The sequence below is a fragment of the Rhodococcus sp. NPDC006774 genome (assembly GCF_040636045.1).
Classification (GTDB): domain Bacteria; phylum Actinomycetota; class Actinomycetes; order Mycobacteriales; family Mycobacteriaceae; genus Rhodococcoides.
In genome coordinates this window covers 267350-293536 of the sequence record NZ_JBEYIW010000002.1, presented here as the reverse complement: position 1 = coordinate 293536, position 26187 = coordinate 267350, and the positions used below count along the sequence as shown (strand labels likewise).

The 26187-nt window shown below is 64.0% G+C and carries 29 protein-coding genes; 9 read left to right on the top strand and 20 right to left on the bottom strand.

Annotated features, from left to right (window positions below; translation table 11 throughout):
- Positions 1 to 5 precede the first annotated feature (5 nt).
- From ABZ677_RS04480 to ABZ677_RS04435, 10 genes are all read right to left on the bottom strand, one after another.
- A complete protein-coding gene (locus ABZ677_RS04480; RefSeq protein ID WP_358366875.1) occupies positions 6 to 647 on the bottom strand; it encodes an NAD(P)-binding domain-containing protein in 642 nt (213 codons plus the stop codon).
- Positions 644 to 1405 (bottom strand): ATP-binding cassette domain-containing protein, encoded by a 762-nt coding sequence (locus tag ABZ677_RS04475; protein ID WP_052047936.1) that lies wholly within the window; start codon positions 1403 to 1405, stop codon positions 644 to 646. Before ABZ677_RS04475 ends, ABZ677_RS04480 begins: the two co-directional genes overlap by 4 nt.
- Positions 1402 to 2172, bottom strand: a complete 771-nt coding sequence (locus ABZ677_RS04470; RefSeq protein WP_358366873.1) for an ABC transporter ATP-binding protein — start codon at positions 2170 to 2172, stop codon at positions 1402 to 1404. The genes ABZ677_RS04475 and ABZ677_RS04470 overlap by 4 nt, the downstream gene beginning before the upstream one ends.
- Positions 2169 to 3125 carry a branched-chain amino acid ABC transporter permease gene (locus tag ABZ677_RS04465; protein ID WP_358367230.1) on the bottom strand — a complete coding sequence of 319 codons (957 nt, stop codon included), beginning with the start codon at positions 3123 to 3125 and terminating at the stop codon, positions 2169 to 2171. The genes ABZ677_RS04470 and ABZ677_RS04465 overlap by 4 nt, the downstream gene beginning before the upstream one ends.
- Before the next feature lie 150 nt (positions 3126 to 3275).
- On the bottom strand, positions 3276 to 4151 hold the full coding sequence (locus ABZ677_RS04460; RefSeq protein ID WP_358366871.1) for a branched-chain amino acid ABC transporter permease: 876 nt from the start codon (positions 4149 to 4151) through the stop codon (positions 3276 to 3278).
- A gap of 38 nt (positions 4152 to 4189) precedes the next feature.
- On the bottom strand, positions 4190 to 5434 hold the full coding sequence (locus ABZ677_RS04455) for an acyl-CoA dehydrogenase family protein (RefSeq protein ID WP_094670309.1): 1245 nt from the start codon (positions 5432 to 5434) through the stop codon (positions 4190 to 4192).
- Positions 5435 to 5481: 47 nt separating this feature from the next.
- A complete protein-coding gene (locus ABZ677_RS04450; protein ID WP_052047933.1) occupies positions 5482 to 6813 on the bottom strand; it encodes an ABC transporter substrate-binding protein in 1332 nt (443 codons plus the stop codon).
- A 178-nt stretch (positions 6814 to 6991) separates the two neighbouring features.
- Entirely contained in the window at positions 6992 to 7759 is a 768-nt protein-coding gene (locus tag ABZ677_RS04445; RefSeq protein WP_037193871.1) for a dienelactone hydrolase family protein, read from the bottom strand.
- Between the two features lie 33 nt (positions 7760 to 7792).
- Complete coding sequence (locus tag ABZ677_RS04440; protein WP_037193869.1) at positions 7793 to 8248, bottom strand: VOC family protein; 456 nt, start codon at positions 8246 to 8248, stop codon at positions 7793 to 7795.
- Between the two features lie 52 nt (positions 8249 to 8300).
- A complete protein-coding gene (locus ABZ677_RS04435) occupies positions 8301 to 9938 on the bottom strand; it encodes an FAD-dependent monooxygenase (RefSeq protein WP_082323776.1) in 1638 nt (545 codons plus the stop codon).
- Positions 9939 to 10312: 374 nt separating this feature from the next.
- Here ABZ677_RS04435 and ABZ677_RS04430 point away from each other — a divergent pair, with 374 nt between their 5' ends.
- Positions 10313 to 11269, top strand: a complete 957-nt coding sequence (locus ABZ677_RS04430) for a formylglycine-generating enzyme family protein (protein ID WP_358366869.1) — start codon at positions 10313 to 10315, stop codon at positions 11267 to 11269.
- A 201-nt stretch (positions 11270 to 11470) separates the two neighbouring features.
- Positions 11471 to 12934 carry a PLP-dependent aminotransferase family protein gene (locus ABZ677_RS04425; RefSeq protein ID WP_358366867.1) on the top strand — a complete coding sequence of 488 codons (1464 nt, stop codon included), beginning with the start codon at positions 11471 to 11473 and terminating at the stop codon, positions 12932 to 12934.
- A 128-nt stretch (positions 12935 to 13062) separates the two neighbouring features.
- On the opposite strand, the gene ABZ677_RS04420 is transcribed toward ABZ677_RS04425, so the two are convergent.
- Complete coding sequence (locus ABZ677_RS04420) at positions 13063 to 13512, bottom strand: YdeI/OmpD-associated family protein (RefSeq protein WP_358366865.1); 450 nt, start codon at positions 13510 to 13512, stop codon at positions 13063 to 13065.
- A 112-nt stretch (positions 13513 to 13624) separates the two neighbouring features.
- On the bottom strand, positions 13625 to 14092 hold the full coding sequence (locus ABZ677_RS04415; RefSeq protein ID WP_094634630.1) for an SRPBCC family protein: 468 nt from the start codon (positions 14090 to 14092) through the stop codon (positions 13625 to 13627).
- A gap of 99 nt (positions 14093 to 14191) precedes the next feature.
- On the opposite strand from ABZ677_RS04415, the gene ABZ677_RS04410 reads away from it, so the two are divergent.
- Together ABZ677_RS04410 and ABZ677_RS04405 are read left to right on the top strand one after the other, a co-directional pair.
- Complete coding sequence (locus tag ABZ677_RS04410) at positions 14192 to 14800, top strand: ATP-dependent Clp protease proteolytic subunit (RefSeq protein WP_358366863.1); 609 nt, start codon at positions 14192 to 14194, stop codon at positions 14798 to 14800.
- Entirely contained in the window at positions 14797 to 15423 is a 627-nt protein-coding gene (locus ABZ677_RS04405; RefSeq protein WP_358366862.1) for an ATP-dependent Clp protease proteolytic subunit, read from the top strand. The genes ABZ677_RS04410 and ABZ677_RS04405 overlap by 4 nt, the downstream gene beginning before the upstream one ends.
- Here ABZ677_RS04405 and ABZ677_RS04400 read toward each other — a convergent pair.
- Positions 15381 to 15683, bottom strand: coding sequence for a helix-turn-helix transcriptional regulator (locus ABZ677_RS04400; RefSeq protein ID WP_358366860.1), 303 nt, complete (start codon positions 15681 to 15683; stop codon positions 15381 to 15383). The two genes, ABZ677_RS04405 and ABZ677_RS04400, sit on opposite strands and share 43 nt — an antisense overlap.
- 214 nt (positions 15684 to 15897) lie before the next feature.
- Here ABZ677_RS04400 and ABZ677_RS04395 point away from each other — a divergent pair, with 214 nt between their 5' ends.
- Positions 15898 to 16374 carry a hypothetical protein gene (locus ABZ677_RS04395; RefSeq protein ID WP_358366858.1) on the top strand — a complete coding sequence of 159 codons (477 nt, stop codon included), beginning with the start codon at positions 15898 to 15900 and terminating at the stop codon, positions 16372 to 16374.
- 122 nt (positions 16375 to 16496) lie between these two features.
- Positions 16497 to 16802: a hypothetical protein gene (locus ABZ677_RS04390; protein WP_037193853.1), complete on the top strand. Its 306-nt coding sequence runs from the start codon at positions 16497 to 16499 to the stop codon at positions 16800 to 16802.
- A 499-nt stretch (positions 16803 to 17301) separates the two neighbouring features.
- On the opposite strand, the gene ABZ677_RS04385 is transcribed toward ABZ677_RS04390, so the two are convergent.
- Together ABZ677_RS04385 and ABZ677_RS04380 are read right to left on the bottom strand one after the other, a co-directional pair.
- Positions 17302 to 17973: a class I SAM-dependent methyltransferase gene (locus ABZ677_RS04385; protein WP_358366856.1), complete on the bottom strand. Its 672-nt coding sequence runs from the start codon at positions 17971 to 17973 to the stop codon at positions 17302 to 17304.
- A 62-nt stretch (positions 17974 to 18035) separates the two neighbouring features.
- Positions 18036 to 18884 carry an alpha/beta hydrolase gene (locus ABZ677_RS04380; protein WP_358366854.1) on the bottom strand — a complete coding sequence of 283 codons (849 nt, stop codon included), beginning with the start codon at positions 18882 to 18884 and terminating at the stop codon, positions 18036 to 18038.
- Between the two features lie 54 nt (positions 18885 to 18938).
- On the opposite strand from ABZ677_RS04380, the gene ABZ677_RS04375 reads away from it, so the two are divergent.
- Positions 18939 to 19304, top strand: coding sequence for a MerR family transcriptional regulator (locus tag ABZ677_RS04375; RefSeq protein ID WP_358366853.1), 366 nt, complete (start codon positions 18939 to 18941; stop codon positions 19302 to 19304).
- Positions 19305 to 19571: 267 nt separating this feature from the next.
- Here ABZ677_RS04375 and ABZ677_RS04370 read toward each other — a convergent pair whose 3' ends face one another.
- Positions 19572 to 19982 (bottom strand): SRPBCC family protein, encoded by a 411-nt coding sequence (locus ABZ677_RS04370; RefSeq protein ID WP_358366851.1) that lies wholly within the window; start codon positions 19980 to 19982, stop codon positions 19572 to 19574.
- On the bottom strand, positions 19979 to 20734 hold the full coding sequence (locus ABZ677_RS04365; RefSeq protein ID WP_358366849.1) for a helix-turn-helix domain-containing protein: 756 nt from the start codon (positions 20732 to 20734) through the stop codon (positions 19979 to 19981). Before ABZ677_RS04365 ends, ABZ677_RS04370 begins: the two co-directional genes overlap by 4 nt.
- Positions 20735 to 20906: 172 nt before the next feature.
- On the opposite strand from ABZ677_RS04365, the gene ABZ677_RS04360 reads away from it, so the two are divergent.
- On the top strand, positions 20907 to 21578 hold the full coding sequence (locus tag ABZ677_RS04360) for a TetR family transcriptional regulator (RefSeq protein ID WP_358366847.1): 672 nt from the start codon (positions 20907 to 20909) through the stop codon (positions 21576 to 21578).
- Positions 21575 to 22507, top strand: coding sequence for a TIGR01777 family oxidoreductase (locus ABZ677_RS04355; RefSeq protein WP_358366845.1), 933 nt, complete (start codon positions 21575 to 21577; stop codon positions 22505 to 22507). Before ABZ677_RS04360 ends, ABZ677_RS04355 begins: the two co-directional genes overlap by 4 nt.
- Positions 22508 to 22523: 16 nt before the next feature.
- Here ABZ677_RS04355 and ABZ677_RS04350 read toward each other — a convergent pair whose 3' ends face one another.
- From ABZ677_RS04350 to ABZ677_RS04340, 3 genes are read right to left on the bottom strand one after another with little or no spacing between them, the layout of a single operon-like run.
- Positions 22524 to 23279, bottom strand: coding sequence for an SDR family NAD(P)-dependent oxidoreductase (locus ABZ677_RS04350; RefSeq protein WP_094630199.1), 756 nt, complete (start codon positions 23277 to 23279; stop codon positions 22524 to 22526).
- Positions 23276 to 24832: a long-chain fatty acid--CoA ligase gene (locus ABZ677_RS04345; RefSeq protein WP_358366843.1), complete on the bottom strand. Its 1557-nt coding sequence runs from the start codon at positions 24830 to 24832 to the stop codon at positions 23276 to 23278. The genes ABZ677_RS04350 and ABZ677_RS04345 overlap by 4 nt, the downstream gene beginning before the upstream one ends.
- An 11-nt stretch (positions 24833 to 24843) precedes the next feature.
- Positions 24844 to 25968: a DUF5938 domain-containing protein gene (locus ABZ677_RS04340; RefSeq protein ID WP_358366842.1), complete on the bottom strand. Its 1125-nt coding sequence runs from the start codon at positions 25966 to 25968 to the stop codon at positions 24844 to 24846.
- Between the last annotated feature and the right edge of the window lie 219 nt (positions 25969 to 26187).

The window sequence follows — 26187 nt, the reverse complement described above, 5'->3', positions numbered from 1 at the left end:
TAGGTCTAGCTCTTGGCTGCAGCAAGTTTGGCCTCGGCGGCCGGGACGCTGAGCATCTCCATGTCGCCGGGCAGCGCACCGCCCATCCCTTGGAGCGCTCCGCCGGTGTGCAGATCGCCCGTGTCGATGGCGACACCGCCGATGGTCGCGAGAAGATCCGTCACCAGCTTCTTCGCGTCGTCGTCGTCGCCTGCCATGTAGACCGCGTGCTCAGGATCGGCTCCGGCCGCCAGTGTGGTCGCCATGATGTGGATGGGAGTGACGTTGAGCGCTTTGACCACTCGCGCGCCCGGGATGTACTCGGCGACCACCTCGCTCGAGATCCGGCCGCCGATGTCGATGACGCCCTGCGGTCCGGGGGCGGTCCGGTTGTTCGTCGTGTCGACGACGATCTTGCCGTCCCAGTTCTCGACGACCGAGACGGCCGCGGCGGTCTTGCCCCACGGGGTGGCGAGGAAGACGAGGTCGGTGCTGTCGACTGCCTCCTGCACCGTTCCCGCGGAGCAGTGTCCGTTGAACTCGTCGACGATGTCCGCCAACGATTCCGGGCCGCGCGAGTTGCTGAGGATGACGTCGTGTCCGGCCCGAGTGAACAGTCCGGCCAATGCCTGACCCATCCGTCCGGCTCCGATGATTCCTATTTTCATTTCTCTCCTTCTGTGGTGGTTGTTGTCGCCAGGTCCGCTTCGCTTGCGTCCCATTGGTCCCCGCCCAGGTAGCTGGCTCGGACCAGCCCCTTGTCCTGCAGCAGTACGTGGGCGTCGTGTCCGGCCGAGATGTCGCCGTGGGCCATCAGGTAGGCCCGGTCCGAGATTCCGAGGGCGAGCTCCACGTGCTGCTCGACGAGCAGGACGCCGCAACCGGTGTCGTCGGCGAACCGGCGGATGACCGGCAGCAGTGCCTGCACGATGACCGGCGCGAGCCCGAGGCTGAGTTCGTCGAGCAGCAGCAGCGCCGGTTTGCGGGCAAGCGCCCGGCCCACGGCCAACATCTGCTGCTCGCCTCCCGAGAGAACTCCTGCGAGCCGGTTGCTCAGCGACGTGAGCGCCGGGAAGTAGTCGAAGGCGAGGTCTGCATCGAGAGTCTCACCGCGCCTGCGCAATTTGAAGTGCTCGGCGACGGTCAGACCGAAGAACAGTCCTCGGTCTTCGGGCACATGCGCGATGCCGCGGCGCGCCCGGTTGGTCGGCGACAGTGCCGCCAGGTTCTCACCCAGCAGGCTCACTCCGCCCTCGAACGAACGAACCAGCCCCGAGACTGCTTTGAGAGTGGTGGTCTTGCCTGCGCCGTTGGGCCCGAGCAGAGCCACGACCTCGCCCGAAGCGACCTCGATGCCGATGTCTCGGACGACCACCGACCGCTGGTAACCGGCCGAGAGATGATCGACGCTCAGAACCGCGCTCATGTCAGATCCTTTCCGGTTGGGGCGACGTCGTGACCGAGATAGGCCGAGATGACGCGGGGGTCGGATCGCACGACATGCGGGAGTCCCTGCGCTATCACCTGACCGAACTCGAGGACGACGACGTAGTCGCAGGTGCCGAACACGAACGAGATGTCGTGGTCGATCAGCAACATCGGCGTTCCGTGATCACCCAGGTTGCGCAATTGCTTTCCGAGAAAGGAGCTTTCGGTCGTGTCCAGGCCGGCGGCCGGCTCGTCGAGGCACAGAATGGCCGGCTTGGACGCCAGCGCCCTGGCGATTCCGACGAGTTTGCGTTGCCCCTCGGAGAGCTCGGTGGGCAGCGCCTGGGCCAGGTGGCCGATTCCGACGTCGTCGAGAGTCTTTGTCGCACCGGCGATATCGTCGACGCCGAGGCCGAACATGCCGGCGATCGTCGATCTCACGGTGGGCTGGCGTGACGCCACGGCGAGGTTCTCCGCCACCGTCAGGTCGTCGAACAGTTCGACGGCCTGCCAGGTACGGCACAGACCTTCCCGCACTCGTGCATGGGGACGCAGGCCGCTGACGTCGCGGCCACCGATCTCGATGGACCCACCGGCCGGGACGAAACCGGTGATGGCGTCGACGAAGGTGGTCTTGCCCGCTCCGTTGGGTCCGATCAGGCCGACGATCTGGCCCGGGCGTACCTGCAGGTCGACGCCGCGCAACGCATGGACTCCGCCGAACCGTACTTCGATGTTGTGTGCTTCGAGAACGTTGGTCGTCATGTTCGTACGCTCTTCATCCGTGGCAGTTCCGGCACGAGGGTGTCGATGCCGGTCGTCTTGCGTTCCTTCTTGATCGACCTCGACACGAGCAGGCCGTCCGGGAAGAAGCGCAGTTGGAGCAGCAGACCTCCGCCGATGAGCAGCTGTACGTACAGGGAGATGTGGTCTGCGGGGAGCACGTATTTCTGCAGGAGCAGCGGTATCACCGAGCCGATCGCTCCGAAGCCCGCCAGCACGGCTCCCTGCGGCAGCGTCACGCCGAGTACGTAGACACTCGCCACCAGGGTCAGGGCGACGGAGATCCCGTAGCTGTTCGCCGAGACGGTGCCGAACTGGTAGGCGTACATCACTCCCGCCACTCCTGCCAGCGCCGAGGTGATGCCGAAGGCGACGATCTTGACCGTGCGCACGTTGACTCCGGCTGCGGCTGCGGCACGTTCGTTGGAGCGGATGGCCAACATCTGACGACCGAGGTCGCTGTTGCGCAGGTAGACCACGCCCATGTACGCGAGGGTGGCGACCACCAGCGCGACGAGTCCGAACACCGGGCTCGGTAGTGCGCCGTCCAGTCCGCGCAGACCCGAGTCGGGTCCGAAGTTGAATCCGAACAGCGTGGGTGAGGCCACGGGTGCCCCGGTCTGCCCTCCACCCCACTCGGAGTTGGCGAACACGAATTGTTCGATGGCCACGGCGGCGGCGAGGGTCACCACCACCAGGGTCACTCCGCGCACTCTCAGGGCCGCGGCTCCGATCCCCACGCCCAGTGCCGTTGCCGCGAGAACGGCGATGATCGGGGCGGCCGGGAAGCCGAGACCGAATTCGGTGCCGAGCCGCGACACCGCGAACGCGGCGAACCCGGCGAGCGCGAGTTGCACCACCGACAGCTGCCCGACGTATCCCATGATGACGATGAACGACAGGCACAGGACGGTCGCGACGAGGCCGGTCGTGATGGCCTGGCGTAGGTCCGCGGGCAGGACGAGCAGTGCGATCGCTCCGACGACGAAGACCGGGCCGACGCGGCGCAGCAGGTGCTCCTGACGGGGTACCGCCGGAAGCGAGCGTCCGACGAATTCGCCGCGCTGCGGCAGTGTCGAACCCTTTCACCACAGTGCGATGACGATCAGCAGGAACTCTGCGAGCTGCTGCAACCCGGGTGGGGTGATTCCGTCCTGCGTCGGGAACCAGGCCATGGTCGAGGCGTAGGACAGCAGCGACTCGGCCATCCCGATGAGAAGACCTGCTGCGCAGGCAATTCCGATCGAGCTGAACCCCGCGAACAACGCAGCGGCCAAGGCCGGGATCACCAGCAGCGGCAGCGTCGAGGCGCTGACTCCGACGATGGAGGCGGCCAGGATGCCGACGAAGCCGGCCGTGACATAGGCGAGTACGGAGTTGGCCAGCGAGATCGACGACGGCGACAACCCGGCCAGTACGGCCGAACGCTCGCTCTCCGACGCCGCGCGGGTCGCGATTCCGAAGCGGGTGAAGCGGTAGAGCGCCGCCAGTGCCGTCGAGATCAGTACGACCACTGCGGCCAGAATCAGTTGTGCCACCGGCACTGTCACGCCGCCGACCTCGACGACCGAGTCTGTCAATACCGCTGGGCTGTTGAGCGGAGCGGTGCCGAACACGAGCTGGACCACCGCTTGCAGCAGCAGCAGTACGCCGATGGACGCGACGAGTTTGGCGAGCGGCGAGGCGGATCTGAGCGGTTTGACGGCGGCGAACTCGACCATGACGGCGAGCAGAGCCATTGCCAGCAGCGTGACCACTATTGCTGCGGGAGTGGTCAATGCGGGGGCGAAGAACCCGGTGCGCAGGGACCAGAAGAGGTAGCCGGCGACCATGACCACGGCACCGGCCGCGATGTTGATCGTTCCGCTACCGCGCCAGCTGAGTACGACGCCGACCGCGATCATCGCGATCAGTGCGCCGGTACCCAACCCGAGCAGAGCGAACAGGAAGACGGTATCCATGCGCTACGCCCGCCCGAGTCGAATCGTGGGCCCGGCCATCACGCGAGCGGTGCCGGCGAGAGATCGAAGTGCTCCTGGGCGAACATCTGCGCGAAGGTCTCCCACTGCAGGCCCACATTGGTTCGCGCCGTGGACATATCGCGGTAGTAACGCTGCATGCGTGAGCCGTTGCGGCCGCCTTCGCTGGTTCCCGAGGTACGGAACAGCAACTCGACGGCTTCCCAGGCGAGGTTGACGGCGTGGTGGGTGCTGGCGTTGATGTTCATCAGGTCCTCGGGCTCGAACTCGCCGCCGTCCTGTACCGACGACGCGCACAGCTCGGAGTAGTGCTGGCTCATCTTCACCAGGATGTCCTCGGCCGCACGGATCTTGCCGGCCGCGACGCCCCAGTAGCGCTGGAAATCCGGGGACGTGAAGCGTGGAAGTGGGTTGGGGCCCATGGTCTTCTTGGTCCGCAGGATGCGCTCGTACTCGTCGAGCGCGGCCCAGGCGCAGCCCACGAGTACCGAGGTGATCTCGAGCTGTAGGTAGCCCATGGGGTGGCCTGCGTACATCGGATTGCCGTGCAGCTCGTAACCGGGAGTCTTGAGTCCGCCGCGGAACTGCAGCAGGCTGCCGCGCACCACGTTCTCCTCCGGCACCGCGGTGCCGGTGACGGTGATGCTGTTCGAGCCGCTGCCGCGCATACCGAACGCGCGCTCTTTCCAATCGTCCTGCAGGATCCAGCCGTTGCGCGGAACGAGAGCCAGTCCCTGGCCGGTCTTCTCGCCGCCCTCGACGAGCCGCACCGCAAGAATGGCGTGGGTCGAGTAGGGCGATCCCGAGCAGTAGTCCCAGGTTCCGTCGACGCTCCAGCGACCGTCGTCCTGCAGCGTCGCGGTGCCCATCGGCACGCCGCGCATCGGGGCTGCGAAGTCCCCGCCGGGTCCGATCGCCTCGGCTTGCGCCTTCTCGTCGAACAGTCCGCCGATCTGCAGTCCGTGACCGGAGGCAAGGCACAGGCACCAGCCCGAACCCGGGCAGCCGCGGGCGATTTCGATGATCATCCTGACGAACGAGGTGACGTCGTATTCGAGCCCACCGAAACGCTGCGGGAGCAAGGTGCGGTAGAAGCCGGCCTCCTTGAACAGTTCGTGCGTCTCGGGCGAGTAGGTGCCGCGAGCGTCCGTCGAATCCTGTTCTGCGAGCAAGTGATCACGGAACGATCGTGCTCGTTCGATGAGGACTTCCGGACTCGACGCGGGGCTGGAATGTTCGACGGTGTCGTTGGCTACAGCGGTCATGATGGTCTTCTTTCTCGAGAGTGTGGGGGCTGTCGGAGATCGATGTGTCAGGAGCCCGATGGTTCGAGCCAGTCGGTGAGCGCGGTGTACGAGCCGTTGCCGGTGTATTCGAAGACTCGAGTCTGGGCACCGCACAGGCCCGGCTCGGCGGTGTTCGCGCCGCAGGCGACGGTGGCGCTACCCAACAGGAGCGGGCCGGTGAAGGACTTCGCCTGTTCGGCGATCGCCGGCGCGGTTGCTTCGGAACCGCCTGCGGCATTGAGGAATCGGGTCGCTGTGGCGACCAACCCCCATGCGAGGGCGGCGTCGGGAGTGGCCTGGGACGTCTCGGACAGTCCGGCGGTCGTCGAGGCCTCGATGTACGACTGGACGTCGGGCTGGCTCATGTCGGCAACGTTGGTCTGGGTCGAGATCTGCTGCCACTTCGGTGCGTCACCGCCGAGTCCCTGCGCCACCTGGTCGGTGAAGCAGAAGGAGCCGGCTCCGATGATGGGGGCCGTCACGGCCAGGGTGTCGAGGGCCTTGGCCGCGGCCACGCAGGTCGGCGGAGTCGAGACGAGCGGGACGATGGCATCGGCGTCCGATGCCCCCGAGGCCACAGCTGCGGCGGTGAGGTTGGTGGTCGACGGGTCGAAACCGACGGCCTTGACCTCGATGCCGACCGAATCGAGTGCAGTCTGCAGAACCTTTGCACCGTCCGCACTTTGAGCGTTCTGCGGGTAGATCAGCGCCACAGACTTCGCGCCGACCACGGTGTCCAGGTAGGTCGTCAGTCCACGGAAGATCGACGACGGGTTGCCGTTGTAGATGAAGACGTTGTCGCTCTGAGCGTCGGTGGAGCTGATGGAGTTGGCCATCAGGATCGGCTTCTGCCCCTTGTTGACCGCCAGGAACGACTGATTGCCGGTGATGGTCGAGCCGAACAGCACGGTCCGAACGTCCGGATCGTTGACCAGCTGCAGGCCGCAACTGTTGCCGTCCTGCTCGTTCTCGACGACGAAGCACGTCTCGAGCTTCAGCGGATGCCCGTCGATACCGCCGAGGTTCTCGTTCACGTACTTCACGGCAGCCTCGGCACCGTCGGTGGCGGCCGGGAATCCGAGGGCGCCGCCCTGCTGATTGACCCATCCGATGGTGACGGGTTCGAGGCTCTGATCGGCTGCGCCTGCGGTTCCTCCGGTGTAGTCGACCAGGTCGGTGACAGCCGAGGTGTTGGTCTGGTCCGTGGCTACGGCCGTCGAGCCGCCGGTGGCGGTGCCGGTCGGTGATGCCGCTTCGGCGGCGCAGCCGGCGAGCACGGCCGACATGGTTGCCGCGATGACCATCAACTTCGCGGACTTCGACCCGGCCCTGGTGGGACGGGAGGGAGTGAGAGACATTGGGGTTCTTCCTTCGAGAGCGCGTGCGGGGTGCTCACGCGGTCTCGTGGACTACTCGCGTGGCCTTCGTGGAATGCGATTCCGAGGTACGGAATCGAGACTAGCCATGTGAGGGCCATCACACAACCCTCAAAACCTTCGGGTTTTCTGTGCGTTTCGGCCCTCGCCTGAAAGTCGATCAGGATGCGTCGGACTGCAGATGCACATCGAAGAAGGCGAAGACCTTCTTCCAGCCGTCCACCGCCTGTGCCTGCTGGTAATGCGGATGGTCGGTAGCGAAGAACCCATGTCCCGCACCGTCGTAACGATGAAACTCGAAATCTTTGCCGAGCCTGGTCAGCTCACGTTCGATGTCGTCGACCTGCGTCGGATCCGGATTGGTGTCGTCGTTTCCGAAGATCCCCAACAGCGGAGCCGACATGTCGGGAGCCCGATGAATGACTCCCCGCGACGGGGCGTTCGGCTTCGTCGGATCGGGAGCCTGCGGCACGATGCTTCCGCCCCAGCAGTCCACGGCGGCGTCCAACGCCGGTACGTCGCACGCCGCGAGGAAGGCCTGCCGTCCGCCGGAGCAGAATCCGATCACCCCGGCCTTGCCGTTGGATCCGGGCTGCGATTTCACGTAGTCGGTGGCCCCGGCGATGTCGCCCATCACCTGGTCGTTGGGCATGGCCTTTCCCAATCCCTCGGCCCGGGCCGCCGCAGCGACCTCGGCCCAGTGCCCGGGACCGCGGCGGTGATAGAGATTCGGCGCGAGGGCCGCGTATCCGCACTCGGCGAACCGTCGGACCACCTCTTTGCACCAGAAGTCGAGCCCGGGTGCGTGGTGCAGCACGACGACGCTGCCCACCGGCTCGGCAGCGGTCGGGCGAGCCGAATAGCCCTCGATGCGGTCGCCGTTGTGGCCGCTGAACGCAACCACCTCGGCGATCATTCCTTCTTTCAACGCTCTTCTCCTCCGCGGTCCCGGCCGGGTTTCCTACGCCGCGACCATCTCGTCGAGGCGGCTGCGCAACTCCTCCTCCGACAGCGAGAGATCGATGGGCTCACTGAACGGCTGCGGCCATTCGATTCCCGTGTGCCAGTACACCTCCACTCGGTTTCCCTCGGGGTCACGGAAGTAGCAACCGAGCGCATTGCCGTGATTGCTGATGTGGTCGATGTCGTACTTGCGCTCCACGATCTGGGCATAGAACGCACGCAGGTCGGCCAACGAATCGACGACGAACGAGAGCTGCTGCGGATCGGTGTGGCGTTCGAGGTTCTTCGCAAGCAGAATCTCGTGGTGCTCCTCCGACGGCCGCGAACTCAGAAAGACGCGGCGTTCGTCGCGGTCGGTGACGGTCATTCCGAGGAATGTCGAGTAGAACTCCATCATGATCTCGGGGTCGGAGACGAACAGTCCGACATGGCCTAGACGGGTGACTTTGGGCATGAGAGTGAGCCTTTCGGTGATGTGGTGGATGGGAATTGAAGGGCCTGGCAGTTCAGATGAACGAGACCGATCCGGTGACGACATCGAGCAGATGGTCGAGATCGTCGGGAAGCGCGTCGCCGCGCCACGCGACATGGTGATCCGAGCGGATCAATGTCGCTCCGGCCGAATACAATTCACACAGATCGGTGAGGTCGGGATCCTCGACGGTGAGGATCTGCAGTGGCACGTTGCGTTCTGCCGCAGCATCGGTGAGAGCGCCGTGTTCGACGTCGCCGAGGACAAGGAGCGTGAATCCGTTCCCCAGGTGGTCGTACAGCGACGAGCCGTCCGCGAGCCAATGATGCGGTGCACGATTTCCGGGATAGGACGACGGCACGTAGTCCTCGAAAGACGGTGCAGGTTGGTCGGTTCCGTCACGGTAGATGATGGGAGACGACGAGTAGCGGTAGCCGAGTTGGCCGCCCATTCGCTTGAACTGACGGGCCTTCTGGATCGCGATGTCCTCGGCCACCTGGGCGCGGATCGCTTCACCGACGGGGCCGTCGTCCTCGATACCGTCGCGCACCAGCTCGCGGGAGCCCACGGCCTGATTGCTCTCGCAACCGGCGAGGATGAAGCGCGCTGCTTCACCGCGTTCGATGCTGTAGCTCGGGAGCATGAGGGGACCGCCCCAACCGTCGATCAACGCGGCGAGTTTCCAACCCAGGTCGGCGGCGTCACCGATGCCGATGTTCATGCCGAATCCGCCCATCGGCGAGACCATGTGCGCCGAGTCGCCGGCCAGCAGTACGCGGCCGAAGTCGAATCGAGGTGCCTGGATCGAGTGCGTGATGAAGGTACCGCCCGCGAGTGGCTCGACCTCGAATTCCTCACCGATTGCTCGAAAGAGCATGGCGCGGCAGGCTTCCCAGTCGTCACCGTCGACGTCCTCGGGTACGGGCGAGCAGAAGTAGGCCCAGTGATCGGTGCCCGACTGCGGCACCAGACTGTCGCCGGCACGGTCCTCGTTGTAGAACAGCAGCATCGAGGCCATCGGAGTGGCCTTCCACAGCTCGGCCAGTGCCGGAGCCTTGATGTGCCACAGGAAGCTGCGTGCGAGGTTGGGATGACCTTCCATTCGGACATTGAGGCCGTCACGACGTAGTCGGCTGCGACTGCCCTCGGAGACCACCATGTACTGCGCCAGCAGCGTCTGTTCGCCGTCCGGGGTGGCAACGGTGACGGTCACCCCGTGGTCGTTCTGCTCGAATCTCTTCACTTCGTTCTCGAAGCGCAGATCGATGAGAGGAAGGGACTTCACGCGGTCCCGCAGCGTCTTCTCGATCGCCTCGTTCGGGGCCCATTCCGCGACCTCGGACGCGATGGGTAGCCGCTCCGACCACTCGTAGGCGCGGGGAAACCTCAAGACCTCGTGACCGGTCAGGCGGGTCACGAAGGCCACGTCACGGTAGACCAATGGACTCACAGGATCGTTGTCGCGCAACGCATCTGCGATGCCCCAGCGCCGGAAGTGCTCCATGGAGCGAACGTTGGTCATGTTGGCGCGTGCGACGATCCGTTCCTCCTCCGAACGCTTCTCGAACAGCACGCTCGGGATACCGCGAAGGGCGAGATCGATGGCCAACGCCATCCCCACCGGCCCCGCACCCGAGATCGCGACGGGTACTTCGTTGGAACGAGATGCCACTGTCCACTCCTCTGAATTCCATGAACGATTCCATCTGATGGAATGTGTTTTCAAGATAACAGCGGGTTTGAGAAGTGGCAAGCATCACGTTTCGCTACTGACGGGTACTGCGGCCGCGAGCTGGGCGTTGCCGGCGGGGCCTGGGTGTCGCCGGCGGGGTCCCGATCTCGCAAACGCGCGCGCATTCGCCATACGCGTGCAAATTCGTGACGCGAAACCACTCGCGTTCAGCAAACGCGCACGCGTTTGCGAGGCGGGGGTGGCGGTGCGCAATCGGGCAGCGCCGAGCGAGGATCACGCATGCGATATCGACAGACCCCGGTCAATTCCGCGACAGCACAATGGTTTCCCCGACGATGTGTACGATCACCGCCATGAGTGCCCCACCCTTCCCTCGCATGCAGTGGGTGCCCGGCGGCCAGTTTCGGATGGGGTCGGACTGGGCCGACTATCCCGAGGAGGCGCCTGTTCACGAGGTGACCGTCGAGGGTTTCTGGGCGGACGAAACTCCGGTGACCGTCACCCAGTTCAGACGGTTCGTCAAAGCCAGCGGGTACGTGACGGTGGCGGAGCGGCCGATGGACCCGGTGGACTATCCGGATGCGGATCCGGCGCGTCTGGTGCCGAGTTCGCTGGTGTTCACCCCGACGCAGGGCCCGGTGGATCTGACGAATTGGCAGGGCTGGTGGCGGCTGATCCCGGGGGCGAACTGGGCGCATCCGGAGGGCCCTGGGTCCGGTATCGACGGGCGCGAGCTGCATCCGGTCACGCATGTGAGCTGGGAGGACGTGCACGCCTACGCCCAGTGGGCGGGCAAGGAGCTACCCACCGAAGCCGAGTGGGAACGCGCGGCTCGCGGCGGGTTGAACGGCGCGCCCTATGCATGGGGAGACCAACTGGCACCGATGGGTACACAGTTGGCCAACTACTGGATCGGGGAGTTTCCCTGGCAGAACCTCAAACCGGTCGCCGATCGTAGGACCACGGCCGTGCGTTCGTATCCGCCGAACGGCTACGGCCTGTACGACGTCACCGGAAACGTATGGGAGTGGACGGCGGACTTCTACCGCACCGATCACAGCGAGACCGCCACCCATGCCTGCTGCGGACCGGCAGTCGATCCGCGGGTCGCGTCGGCCGAGGGCAGCCACGATCCGGGCAATCCCGCCGGGACCATCTCGCGTCGGGTCATCAAGGGCGGGTCCCATCTGTGCGCCGAGAACTATTGCCGCCGTTATCGTCCCGCAGCTCGGCAGGCGCAACCCGTCGACTCCGGGATGTCCCACATCGGTTTCCGCTGCATCGTCAGAGGCTCTGCACCGACTCGCTGAGCCAGAACGCGCGGTCAGTCGGACCGAACACGACTCCGCGGCGGCCCGGCAGGCCCGCATCGCCCGCCCTCGCGTAGTGCGACCACGGTCCACCCTGCTCCGATGACGGATAAGGCCACAACAGCTCCAATTGCGATCATGGGACCACAATGGACTGGTTTTTCGTCGAATAGTGCAGTCCAGTGTGCGAGAGTGGCCTGTATGGATCCTTTCGACACAACGGCGATCTCGGCCCCGGAGTTGGCAGCACGGATCGACCCGTCGACGTTGCGGAACAGATCCGGCGGCCCGCTCTACCTCGAGATCGCCGACGAGTTGCGGCGGTTGATCGAGAGCGGGGAGGTCTCGGCGCAGACGCGGCTTCCCGCCGAGCGGGCATTGTCGATCAGTCTCGACGTCAGTCGGGTCACGGTCGCGTCGGCCTACAAGCATCTTCGCGAGGGAGGGTGGATCAGCGCGCAGCGAGGATCCGGTACCTACGTTTCACCGACAGGGTCCTTGCCGTCCTGGGGTTCTCTCGCCGGCGACCGTGACACCGCGACACTCGAATTCGTCAACGCGTCACCCTCGGCTTCTCCCCTGCTGGCCGATGCGTACGGCGTTGCGTCCGAGAAGATTCGAGACCGGTTCCCCTTGGGCGGGTACGCCCCACTCGGCCTGTACGAGCTCCGCGAGTCGATTGCCGCGTACTACCGAGGATGGGGAATGCCGACCACCGCGGAGAACATTCTCGTCACCTCCGGTGCCACCGACGCCATCCACGCTGTGTTGGCGACGTTCACCGAGCCGGGTGCCCGGGTATTGGTCGAGCACCCGACATATCCCGGTGTCGTCGAACTCGTCCACTCCCTCGGTGGCCGATGCATCCCGGTGCCCATCGACCCCGACAACACGGACGAGTTCGTGGCATCAGCAGACCGAGCTGCGCGGCAGAGTGCGCCGACTCTCGCATATTTCATGCCCGACTTCTCCAATCCGTCGGGTGCGCGACTCCCCCTCCGCACCCGTCGCCAGCTGTCCGCGACCATGCACCGACATGCCGTACTGACCATCGTCGACGAGGTAGCGGCCGATCTGTCTGTCGACGGTTCACCGGACATCGAACCCTTCGGCACCGCCACCCCGGACGTGGCGACGGTGACCATCGGGTCGACGAGCAAGACCGTGTGGGGCGGCCTGCGAGTCGGGTGGGTTCGCGCCGAAGCCGGCCTGTTGGCGAGGGTCGCCGCAACCTATGCGCGACGCCAACTTTCGGTCTCGATCATCGATCAACTGGCGGCAATCGAGTTGTTGGGTCGATACGACGAGGTGCGGCAAGTCCGCACGGAGGCGTCGAGAATTGCCCGCGACCACACCGTCGCACTGATGCGTGACCAGTTGCCGGATTGGCATTTCCGAGTTCCCGACGGCGGATTGGCCCCGTGGTGTTCCCTACCCGACGGCATCCGATCCAGTGTGCTGGTCGCGGAAGCTCACGCCCACGGCCTGTTGCTGGCACCCGGACTGCGCTTCGGAACGGGCTACGCCTTCGACGATCGTCAACGCATTCCCTTCACGCGGTCACTGCCCGAAATCACCTCGGCTGTGGAAATTCTCGCTCGTCTGTCGTCAGAGAACACCCCGGCACCGGCCGTGGCATCGAGCACGCCTGCTGCGGTGGTGTGAGCCCCGACGTCGATCGCAAACGCGCGCGCGTTTGCGAAACGCGCGCGATTTGGTCACCTCTTCGCTAGCGGAATCGCGCGCATCTGACGAATGCGCGCGCGTTTGCGACGTCGCAGGGCCGGCAGCACTCAGGGCCGGAGGGACTGGAAGATTGCCGTGACACGCCGCTCGCGAGTGTCGTCGCGTTTTGCGTCGGCGACGGATCGGGCGTGCTCTTTGCGCGTCGACGGTGCGAGCGCATCGAACGCTGCTCGCACAGCGGGGTCCGCGTCCAAGGCTGCCGCCAGTGCCGGCGGCACCTCGATCACCTGCGGCTGGTCGTCCAACTCGATGGTCACGTCGACGGTGTCGCCGGCCTCCACGCCGAGTGTGGCGCGAACACTCTTGTTGAGCCCGAGCAGATTCTCGCCGCCCATCCGGCCGATGCGACCACGCACCGTCTGACCACCGATCGTGAACCGAACCGGCGGAGTTTTGGTGGAACCGAGGGACGCAACCTGCTCGTCCGTGAGCACAATGGCCGCTGCCGGGCCTCGTGATTCGAGGACCGTGGACACCCGCAGAACCGTTGCTGCCATGCGGACAGGCTATCGGTCACGGGTGCGCTCAGTGTCCACAATTTGCGTCGAAAGGCGGGATTCCGTCACAGGCCTCGAATAGTGGACAGTCAGCGCACCTGGCCGACAGTAATCAAGCCCCGGCTTCCACGATTCGCTTGATTGCCGCCAGGGTGCGCGGGATACCGTCGAGTGCCGCCTGGCTACGAGTGTCGATTTCCTGCTGCGCGTCGTCGCCGAACTTGCGGTGGAAGTGGGCGATGCCGCCGGGCAGGAAGTTCCAGTTCTCGGTCAGGCGTGTGCCACCGTCCACCGATTCGAGGGTGTAGCCCCAGCGGACGAAGTTGTCACCCACCACCCACGCGAATTCACGACCGGGTTCGGCTGCAGCCACTGTCGACACGGTCTCCCACGTGCGTCCCGGCACCACGTTGCGGCCGGTGAAGGTCGATCCGACGCCACCGCCGTCGGCCTCGTTCCACCAGCATTCCTGGCAGATCGGGCTCCATTCGCCTGTTCGGGTGATGTCGGAGACGACGGCGTACACGGCGTCGACCGACGCAGCGACGACGACGGATTCGGAGAACTCGAGTGCAGTCATCTCACCATTGTCCCTCCGAAGGCCACGAAGCTGTGAGCAGACTCGCTGCCCACAGCAGAAATATTGGCGTGCAACCGAATTCGGATTCAGACTCGGATCATGAGCGAATCACCCCGAATGTTCCCGCCCGATCTACGCAACCAACTACTGCGGCACCGAGTCCTGGTGCTCGACGGCCCCCTCGACGACGACAACGGCACCGTCCTCACCACCCATCTGCTGACGTTGGCCGCCGGCAACTCCTCTGCCGACATCGCCCTGTGGATTCACTCTCCGGGCGGGTCGGTTCCCGCGATGCTCGCCATCCGCGATGTGATGAGACTCGTCCCGTGCGACGTCTCGACCCTCGCGCTCGGATTGGCCTGCAGCGCTGGTCAATTCCTGCTGTCATCAGGCACGCGCGGAAAGCGTTATGCCCTGCCCCATTCGCGGATACTGATGCATCAGGGGTCCTCCGGCATCGGTGGGTCGGCCGTCGAAGTGGAGGTACAGGCCAACGATCTGCGCCATACCCGAGATACGGTGCTCGGTCTCATCGCCGACGACACTGGGCAGACACGCGAGCAGATCTTCGACGACTCCCTGCACGATCGCTGGTTCACCGCGGAGGCTGCCCGCGAGTACGGGTTCGTCGATGCGATCGTCGACTCGTTCGATCAGGTCATGCCCGCCCGGCGGGCGTCGTTCGGAATGGAGTTGGCCCGATGAGCACGTACACGATTCCCAATGTCATCACCCGAGATTCGCGTGGCGAACGCGTCGTCGATGTCTATTCGCATTTGCTCAGTGAGCGCATCGTCTACCTCGGTACCGGTATCGACGCCGGGGTGGCCAACGCGATGATCGCGCAACTGCTGCACCTGGAGGCCGACTCCCCCGACCAGGAGATCTCGATGTACATCAACTGCGAGGGCGGCGATACCGCTGCCATGCTCGCCGTCTACGACACGATGCAATTCATCGGATCACCCATCGCCACAACATGTGTGGGGCAGGCCGTTGCGGCGGGAGCCGTCCTGCTCGCAGCGGGAGCGCCGGGGCGTCGTTCGGCGCTGACTCACAGTCGGGTGGTGTTGCATCAGCCCGCGGCGCAGGGCCGCGGCACCATTCCCGATCTGATTCTGGCTGCCGACGAGGTTGTCCGGGTCCGGGCAGAGATGGAATTGATCCTTGCAAAACACACAGGACGTGACGCGGCGAAGCTTCGACACGACACCGACCGAGATCTGGTGTTGACGGCCTCCGCTGCGCGCGAGTACGGCGTCGTCGATCAGGTTCTCGAGGGACGTCAGGCGGCCATCAACGTCGCGTCGCCGCGCGACAGGTCGTGATGCGCGAGGCGTGAGATGTCGGCCATCGACGTGCCCAATGCGCCGACGACGGCCGCGAGGATTTCGCTCGACGGATCCTTGCGGCCGCGTTCGAGCTCCGACAAGTATTGCGGCGCAATGCCCGCGCGCGCGGCGGTGTCGGCGAGAGTGTCTCCGCGCGCATGTCTGCGCTCGCGTAATCGTCGACCGACCACCTCACGCCACAAGGGTTCCACTGCGCGCGCTGCTCGACGCTCATCGATTCGTATGACCTGGCCCATGATCGGAGCCTAAGCCGAGATCCTCCAGTGGGCTTTCGATTCTGCTCAGAGCAGAGAGCATGGCTCGCGAATCCGAACTGCAGCGCGCTCGGACTGTGCAATTCCCGTACTCGGCGCGCCCTTTCATCAGCGTCCGCTCCCCGGTTCTGTTCACTGTTCCACGCCCTCGCAAAACCAACGAATCAGCGACGGAACGTGCTGGCATACTCGGACGATGCACCGCCTGTTGTTCGAGCACCGTGAGTGCGTTTTGACCGGTCGTTGGACGCCGGAGCACGGGGTCGAGGTCGCGTCGTCCACGTTGCCCGCGCCGTGGTTGACCGCGCTCGGTCGATTGGGCCACGACCTGCATGTGCGTCAATACGGCCCTCGCATCGAACATATCGATTGGGCGGCCATGTACGACCCGGACGGCGGCGCGGTGTGGCTCGAAAGCGCCGTCACCGTGGAGGGGCGAAATCCGGATGGGCTCGGCGGCAATGGAACCGGCGCGCAGGTGGACGACGACGTCGAGAGGGTGCTGGTGTCGATGGCAGATCTGGTTCAACTGCAAGTGGCCAATGCCCACACAGCCTGGCCGTGGGGTGACGAGGGTGGCTTCACGGGACCTCATCTCGTCGATGGTGTCGCCGTGTGGATCGATCGAACTGGTCGAGCGACGCCCATAGGCGAGCTCAAGGAGAGGCGCTGACTCTTTTGGCAAGACCATCGTGGACCGCATCGGCTGTCTGTTGGCCGATAGTCGGTGGGGTCGTCTATGCATGCTGGTCGCTGTTCCGGTCAGCCAGTGTTGTCGCCAATGGCGGCACGGTTGTGTACGCGCTACTGATCGGAGCAGTTCTGGGCGGAATAGTCGGCTGCGCGAGTCTTGTCGGCGGCACGTGGGCATTGAAGGTCATCGATGGAGAACATGCTCTCACCGCTCGATGGGCCCGCAAAATTGTTGCCTTCGCCATCCTCAGTGCCGCTACCGCGGGCGCGACCATCTTCGCGATTTTCGCACTGTCGAGGCAGATCACGAACGCAGGCGGTCCTACCGCTGTGGTGGTCGGATTGTGCTTCTTCGTGTCACTCACGTACGCACCGAGGGCAATCCGTGAACGGGACAATCGAAAGTAAAGAAAATCCGCCTGACCTCGGCCCCTTCTCGACGTATGGATTCTGCGGTATCGTCCACTTCACCAACCCGAAGCACTCACCGGCCCGCCTCCGATATGGCGCACATGATGTTTATTCTTCACGAGAGGGCAATGCCCCCGTTTGTCCGATGAACACCCACAGGCCGCGTGCCGCGCGAACTGATGGTTGGGCACTCCAATATTTGACGCAGTGGCGTCAGCGAGTCGAGTCCGTCGAGAAACAGGTCAGCGGGAAAAGTCGGTCTGCACGCGACAATCGGGTCCCACTGTCGACCGGATTGACTGGCTGTCCGGCATGCGACGGGCACTTCTACGGCGACGGTCCGCGGGATCGACTCGAACGCCTGATGCGTCGCGATGGACGGCATGCCCACCGATTACGCGTCGCAGTAGCCGAATTGGATGAGCGATACCGGGACGCGACTGTCGAAATATCGAGGACACCCACGATGCCGTGGTGGGAACGCCGCGTGCCGTGGCTATGAACTGGACCTCGGCTTCGTCCACTCGATTGTGTGTCGAAATCCTATGCGGTGTCGCATCATCGCGCCCGGGAGCCGCCTCTCCACCATGTGGCCGATCTCGTCGAAGCTCAACACCGGATCCTTGACCGGGAACGGTGGCGGTGGTGCTGTCACCGGACTCGGCCATGGGCGGTGGATGAATCCGATCAATGGATTGGTCACGATGGACACGGAATCCCACACCAGATCCCGTGCACTACGCGGTGGCGCAAGCCCGACGATGAGCACTCGCCCGCCCGGCGCAAGAATTCGCCCGACATGACGCAAGGCATCGTCGATATCGAGATGATGCAGGACGGCGATCATGGTCACTAGATCGATCGAATCGCCTGCCCAGGAGTCGAGTTGGCGATCGGTGATGGACACGTTGTCCACCGCGGCAGAAGTCGCCTCTGCGAGTCGTCGCATCTCCGCATCGGCATCGGCCCCGACGACGTGCTCGAAATGAGGAGCCAAGGCACGTACCAGGCCACCCCGCCCGCAGCCCATATCGAGCGCACGGCCACGCCGATCCGGCAGATTCGCCAGAATCCAACTGTGGAAGTAGTCGTTGTGACTCCACGGGTGTCGCTCGTTCAGCTCGCGAAGCCACTGGGCCCCTCTGCCTCCGATAAGGGACGTTCCCATTCGTCTCAACACCATGAAGCCCAGTATCCAGGGGCGCGGCAACACCGCCCCGAAGAATGACGTCAACCCAACCATGCGTACAAGGCTTGTTGGACGAGTGACGGAGACTCCAACGGTGCCAGATGCCCCACACCCGGAAGAGTGATCAGAGTAGATCGACTCGGCAACAACTGTCGCAGTCGATATGCCTGTTCGACGGGAATCCAGGGGTCCTGTTCGCCCCATCCGATCGAGGTGTTGCAGCGGACCCGGGGAAGGGCATCGACGATGGCTCGCGTGTGTTCGGGGCTCAGTTCGGCGATCTGCCGGTAGAACGCAGGCTGACCCTCGTCGGATATCCAGGGTTCGGTCAACATCGCCACGATATCTGCGTCCAGCCGCTGATGTGCTGCTCCCGCAATGTATTCGAAGACAAGCGCCCTGTGCAAAGGAGCCGGCAACGCGGCGAAGATGTCACTGTTGTCCGCGACGAGCCGGAAGAATTCGGATCCCCACGGGTCCAGGGATACCACGTCCCACAAGAACAAGCTGTCGTAGTCACGGCCGTGCATCAGGTGGGCTCCCAGGGCGACTGCACCGCCGATATCGTGAGCGACGACGAAGGGGCCCTCCAACCTCCAGTGGTCGAGCAACATTGCGAAACGCAGCATCTGGGTGGGCAGGTCGGTCCGAACATCGGATCCCTGTGCGGACCGGCCGTATCCGGGCATGTCCCAGAGATAGACGCGATGCCCAGCACTGAGGTGGCGAGCGGCCTGCGCCCAGACCTGGGCCGACCAGGGAGTTCCATGGCAGAACACAACATCAGAGGAGGGCACGTCCACCTCGGGCGCCAGCTCGTAGGTCGCCACCCTATCGCCGCCCACGGACACGAAGATGGGCTCTGGTAGATCGAATCTGTCGATCGTCATGGAGATGAACGTAATACTTCAGGTCGACCTGAAGTCAACTGAGAGCATCGGCGGGTGAAGATCGGAGATGTTGCGCAGAAACTCGACGTTCCGACCCACGTCCTCAGACATTGGGACGACGTCGGAGTCGTTGTACCCGAACGACTACCGTCGGGTCACCGCGATTACAGCGAGGAACACATGCGCCGACTGCGGGTGTTGCGCGCGTGCCAGGGCGTGGGGATCAGCTTGGCCGATATTCGTCTGATACTTCATCGAGACGAGTCCGAACGAACCGTGGTCATCGCGGAACATTTGGCTCGAATACGTCGGCAACGAGCTGAACTCGAGAGAGCCGAGCGCTTTCTGGCGCATGTCATCGACTGCACACACGATCTGCTCACCCGATGCCCGCGGTGCAGCGCGTACTCGGATACATAGGATGGATCGAACTGAGACGGTGACACCATGACCGGAGCCACACCTCTCTCGACAATGGGTTCGTCCACTCGAGCATGGGTGAATCGACACCTGCATGCCGGTGAACGAGTAATCGAAGTCGAACCACTATCCGGCGGTATCACCGCAGAGATGCGGAAGCTGAAGGTCCGGAAGACACATCGATTCAGTCGGAACCTGGTGTTGCGCAGCTATACAGACACTGCCAGCTTGCTGTACGCCGATTTCCCTGTTCATGGACGCACGTGGTCACTGAGCTTCCAGTACCTCCTCGAGTCTTTTCAGGTCGTCGGCGACCATGCCGAGATCACGCTCGAATTCCTCGTCGCTCAGTTCGATTTGCCGGACCGTGAACAGAATCTCCGCGCCGTTCGGATGACTCAGAACTCTTACGGGATTGTTCACGACGGTCCCCGACGGCAGTGTCACGTCGTGATCGAGAACGCCGAGATCGTTGTGCGGCACGAAGCGTACTGTCACCTGTCCCATCGGCGAATCGACGAGAAGCCGATCACCGTCGATGGTCACCGGACTGTTCGCCAGTCCTGCTGCCCATTTGGGCAAGTTCGCAGGATTCGCAGCGAACTCGTACACCTCGTCGGGTGTGCGCCTGATAACTCGAGCCACATGTCTACTTGCCACGAAGGGTTCTCGGTTCATAGCAGCGACCCTACGTAAGACGCGCCGCGGCGTTCTTCCAGAAATCGGACCGGTGTCAACGTGGTGAGTGCACGTACCTCGTCACACATGTGCGCCTGACTCGCAAAGCCTGCGGCATACGAGAGCGACGCCAGGTCGGGAACGGTGGCAGCAACGTCGACGAGCCGCCCGACGCGAATGACCCGGGCGAGGGTTTTCGGGCCGTAGCCGACCTCGTCGACGAACCTCCGATGCAGCTGCCGAACACCGACTCCCAAGCCGACGGCGAGATCACCGACTTTGATACCCGGCGACGCCTCGAGTACCTGCACAGCGGCCAGGACCAGCCCGTCCTCCGCAGGCCTCATGGCCCGAACGGTGAGGTCGGCGAGCATCTTGCGCCGCGCTGGCATAGCACCGTTCGGATCCTGGCCCGTGAGGACATGGGCAGCCTCCAACCAGGAAGCCCCGAGCGCTGCGACATGCGGTTGCTGATCACACAATTCACCGACTGGAATCGCGCTGACCCTTCGAGCTGCGGACGGAGCGAGACGCACGCCGACCATCTCCAGCGGACCGAGGGTGACGGCTTGTCGGGCTGCGGTATCCGGGCCCGCCACCTCGAGTCGTCCATCGGAGAACCAGATCAGATCCACGCATCCGTCGGGAACGATCAACGGCCGGTCCCCCGCGTGGCATCGCCGCTCCCAGGTGCACCGAATCCCGTCGACGGGCGAGGGAAATTCGGCGTAGGTCCTTTCCGGCGGCGACATGGAAGGAATTCTCCTCGATCGGGGCCAGATCTTCCGTCGAACCGGGATCGGGCACCGTGGTCACCGCTGAAAATCGGGCAGAGCCATCACCGACATCCACCATCTGATCTTGAACGTGTTCAAAAACAGGTCTATGGTCGCGTTTGAACACGTTCAGAACCGAGGTGAATCGATGGCTCGCACGTCCGAGACTCGCGACAAGGTGGTCGAGGTAGCTCTACGCCTCTTTCGCGAGGAAGGGTTTCAAGCAACCACGATGCGTCGCATCGCCGACGAAGCGGGCGTCTCGCTCGGGAATGCCTATTACTACTTCACCGGTAAGGACGAACTGGTCAACGAGTTGTACACGGTGATCCAGCGCGATCACCGCGAACGTGCGCTCCGCGTCCTCGTCGACGGCGGATCACTGTCCGAAAACCTTGCTGCCGTCTTGCATTCCGGCCTCGACGTGATGGAGCCGTATCACGCCTTCGGTGGATCCTTCCTACAGTTGGCGTTGCCCACCCGGTCCAGTTCCAGTCCGTTCTCGGAGGAGTCGTCCGACGCCAGGTCCATGGCCATCGACCTCATGCGAACCACCTTGGAGACGTCGAAACAGAAGGTTCCGGCATCTCTGAAGGATGTTCTGCCACAGCTGCTCTGGATGATCTACATGGGTGTCACCCTCCATTGGGTCACCGACTCTTCGGACAACCAGGCACGCACCCGCAGTCTGGTCGACGGGCTCGTTCCAGTGGTGGCCAAAGCCGTACGCCTCGCTCGCCTCCCGGTGGCGCGGGGGTTGGTCACCGACGTGGCCGGCCTGTTGAAACGAATGACGTCCCCAGAAGGGCTCGAACAATGAGTGATTCACCATCGACCGTCGTCCTGTGCGGTGCCTCCGGCTACATCGGCCGGTACCTGCGTCGCTCCTACGAAGATCGCGGCGTTGGCGTCAGGACCGTCGGCCGCGGAACCGCCAGCGATGCAACGTGGTCCGATCATCGCAGCCTCGTCGATGTACTCGACGGCTCCGATCTGGTCATCAATCTCGCAGGCCGCTCGGTGAGCTGTCGCTACAACAAGACGAACGCGGACGAGATCATGTCATCGCGCATCCAGACGACGGCCCAGCTCGGCCGCGCCCTGGCGGAGGTCCGAAGCGCACCAGATCTGTGGGTCAACGCCAGCACCGGCACCATCTATCGCGATTCGCGCGACAGGCCGATGGACGAACGATCCGGCGACATGGGCTCGGGCTTCTCCGTCGAGGTCGCCCGCGCCTGGGAGCGTGAGCTGTTCGACGCCGATGTGGCCATTCGCAAAGTGGCGCTTCGTATGTCGATCGTGCTGGGCGCAGGCGGCGGGGCGATCAACCCGATCATCGACCTGGCCAGAGTGGGGCTCGGCGGCAAGATGGGCGACGGCGGCCAGATGTTCAGTTGGGTCCACGTCGCCGATGTTGGACGCGTCCTCGATCACCTCTACGACAACACCGGCATCTCCGGCCCGGTCAACGTTGCTACCCCGTTCCCGGTGACCAACGAGGAGCTGATGCGGCAGGTCCGGAATGCACTGGGCCGCAGTCACGGTCTACCGACACCGGCATGGCTGCTTCAATTCGGGGCACGAGTAATTCGCACGGAAGCCGAACTGGTCCTGAAGAGTCGCTGGGTCGACCCCAAAGTACTGACGGACAGTGGCTTCGAGTTCGAGCACGCAACACTGAACCATGCTCTCGCCGACATCGCGTCCAACACTCCACGAGGGTTGCTCCCCGTCGCCCTGGGGTGACGGGGAGCCCTCGGGCCTACACGAGCGACGCCGACAGCCCTCCGTCCAGGATGTAGTGACTTCCGGTGATCCACGACGCCCGGTCGGAGGCGAGGAACAACGTCACTTCCGCGATGTCCTCCGGTGTGCCCAGCCGTCCCTGCTTGGCTTTGACGAGGTCACCGAACGGGATCTGGGTCGCGGCTTCGAAGTCCGGGACCAACCGGTCGACCATTGCGGTATCGGCAAATCCGGGGCACACCGCATTCACTCGCACTCCCGATGCGCGCATCTCGATGGCAGCGACGCGGGTGAGCTGGATGACTGCAGCTTTTGTCGCACAGTAGGACCCGAGCAGTGCGGTACCGCCCACACCGGCGAGCGATGCGATGTTGACGATGTTTCCCTTCGACTCGACCAGCGCACCGATCGCAGCCTTCATCACCAGGAACGTGCCCTTGACGTTGACGGAGTAGATCTTGTCGAAGCTCTCCGTCGACTGCTGGAGGAGCGGCGACGACACTTCGATTCCCGCGTTGTTGATGACGATGTCGAGTCCGCCGAGAATCTCCACGGCCTGCGCCACCGCACTCTGCACCTGACTCTCGTCGGACACATCGCAGTTCGCGATACCGGCGGCACCGATCTCCTCGGCCGCCTTGGCTGCTGCGCCTTCGTCGATGTCGCTGACGACGACACGAGCACCGCGCTCGATGAACATCTGGGAGATGGCTTTTCCGATGCCGGCTCCGGATCCGGTCACGAATACTCGCTTGCCCTCGAACTCGGTCATGGTGTGCTTCCCTTCGATGATGAGTGAGACATGGTGCTGCGTACTTCGGTCTTGAGGATCTTTCCCACCTTCGAGCGGGGAAGGTCGGTCCAGATCTGAATCTGTTTGGGTGCCTTGATGCTTCCGATCTTCGCCTTCACGTGTGAGATCAAATCCTCGTCCGACGCGTCCCGGCCGGGTCGCAACATGACTGCTGCGGTGACGCGTTCGCCCCACTTGTCGTCGGGCAGTCCGACGACTGCGCATTCCTTCACCGACGGATGCGACAGCAGGGCCTGTTCCACCTCGGCCGAGTAGACATTGAACCCGCCCGTGATGATCATGTCCTTGGCGCGGTCGACGACATACAGGTAGCCGTCGTCGTCGAGATACCCGATGTCGCCGGTGTGGTGCCACCCGTGGGCACCCACTTCGGCGGTGGCGTCGGGATTCTCGTGATAGCCCTGCATCACGAGTGGACCGCGAACGACGATCTCACCGCGCTCACCGCGCACGACCAGTCCACCATCGTCGTTCATGATCGCCACCGTGGTCAGAGGAGTCGGCTTGCCTGCCGAACTCAGTCGCTCGGTGGCGATCGATCCGTCACTGCGGAAGTGATCGACCGGAGCGAGCGTGGCGATCATGTTCGGTGCCTCGGTCTGGCCGAAGAGCTGTCCGAGAACCGGCCCGATGCGGGTCAGTGCCTCTTCCAGTCGAGTCGGCGACATCGGTGCGGCCCCGTACCAGAGGCACCGAAGCGACGTCAGATCCGTGACGTCGAGATCCGGATGATCGAGCACGCCATAGATCACCGTCGGCGGCAGAAACGCGTGGGTGATCCCGTGTTTCTCGATGAGGGACAGGAACTTTCCGACGTCGGGAGCGCCCATGACCACAACGTGTCCGCCGAGACTGAGAATGGGAAACGTCAGCACGCCCGCCGAGTGGGTCAGCGGTGCAAGAGCCAGGTACCGAGGCCGATCCCCGAAGGGATAACTCATGAGCGCTGTTGCCGTGGAGGTCATCATGTTCTCCTCGGTCAGCCTCACCCCCTTGGGTTTTCCGGTCGTACCGCCGGTGCCGGCGATCATGCACAATCCGTCCGCCGGTCGTCTCTCGGCAACAGAATCGGAACCGTGTTCGACGAGCCAGCTGTCGTACGAGAGCGCGCCCGGCACGTCGCCGTCCAGACAGACGAGCCATTCCAACCGAGGAAGCTGGTCGCGAATGCGACCGACGAGATCGGCGAAGGCTTTCTGGAAGAACAGGAATCGGCAGCCGAACAGCTCGAACAGCTGCCGATTCTCGTCGGCTTCGTTGCGTGGATTGATCGGGCACCACACCGCCCCTGCCCGCGAGATCGCGAATACACAGGTCAGCGCGAGCGGGTCGTTGGCGGACAGCACAGCGACCCGGTCACCTGCCTCGATCCCGTTGTGCTGCAACGCTGCGGCGATGGCCACCGTGTCGTCGTACACTTGGCCGTAGTTTCGGGTGGTGTCACCGATGGTGAGACAGGGTGCGTCTCGGCCCAGTGACACACCCTTGTCGAGGTAATCGGACAGCCGCATCGGCCCTGTCCTCAGCTGTGTGCAGTGACGATGGGCTCGAGCACCAGCCCGAACGCGCGAAGCACGCCGAGCAGTTCTCGATGTCCGAATGCCTGGCAGCTCGAGGCGAATCCGACCTTCTTCGGCGGACCCTGGAGCAGATGCGCCGCTGCGTAGGCGTTGAGCAGTGCAGTCTGCTTGTAGTTGCAGTTGCCGTGAATCACGGTGTGCACGCGACCGAGCGGTCCCGACGCGTAGACCGAATCGAGTGAGGTGTTGATGCGCGGGTTTTCTCGGGGAGGTGTCTCGCTTCGTACCGAGCCTGCCACCGTGTCGATGATCTGGTACTTCTCCGCATCGGACTTGCCCTCCATCTGAGCCATTGCGGCGGAGATGATTTGGGGCACCGCCAGCATGAGAGGCTTGTTCATGACGCCGCCGAGCGCCCGGGCGTTCGCTACGCGCGGGTCGTTCTTGAACCACACCGGATGGGATGTCCCGCCCCAGGGAAGAGCCAGGCCCAGGTCGTGCTGCCCGGGCACGACGACCTGCATGACGCCGTCGTCCGGCCATTCGACGTATTCGTTCTGCTCCAGGTAATAGGCCTTGGAGAACGCGGCGTTGGTGAGGATCGTGTTCGTCGACGCGACCGTCGGGTGCCCTTTCCAGAAAACCTCGATGTCGAGCGTGTCCAGCCCCGGCGTCTCGAGGCAGATGTTCGCAGCGATCTCGCCGATGCTGTACATCTGTGCCAAACCTGGTGTGAATACCAGGTTTCGGGCAGCGAATTCCGAGCCGTACTTGGCCTCGGCGTCGATCATCCAGTCCTGCTCACCCGTGGTGTCGGTGTAGTGCGCGCCGATCTCGATGCACGCCTGCGCAACTTCGTGGCCGTATCGCGAGAACGGTCCGACCGTGTTGAGGACGATCTCCGCGCCCCGGAATGCCTCGGCGAGGGCCTCTGCGGTGTGTTCCACCTCGACGACATCGTGTTCGACGGTCTCGATGCCGGGAACCACGTCGATGATGCCCTTGACTCGGCCTTCGTCGCGTCCGGCGGCCAGGAACGGAATGTTGTACTCGCGCAGGTATTCACAGATCAGTCGGCCGGTGTAGCCCGACGCACCGTAGACGACGACACGCTTGTCGGTTGGCATGGAAGGTCCTCTCGTGATCGGCCCGTCCGCACGGCGGACCGAGATGGGTTGAGACTGCGAGCACCGGAGGGGACGTAGGGAACATCCGCCCTTCTGACGTGTGCTGCGCATCACACTAGGATAGAATTTGTACAGACGTCAAGCTTTTTCTTGACAACTGCCCAGGCTTTGCGCGACGCCGACATCCCCCGATCGGCCGTCGGGCATACACTGGGTTGA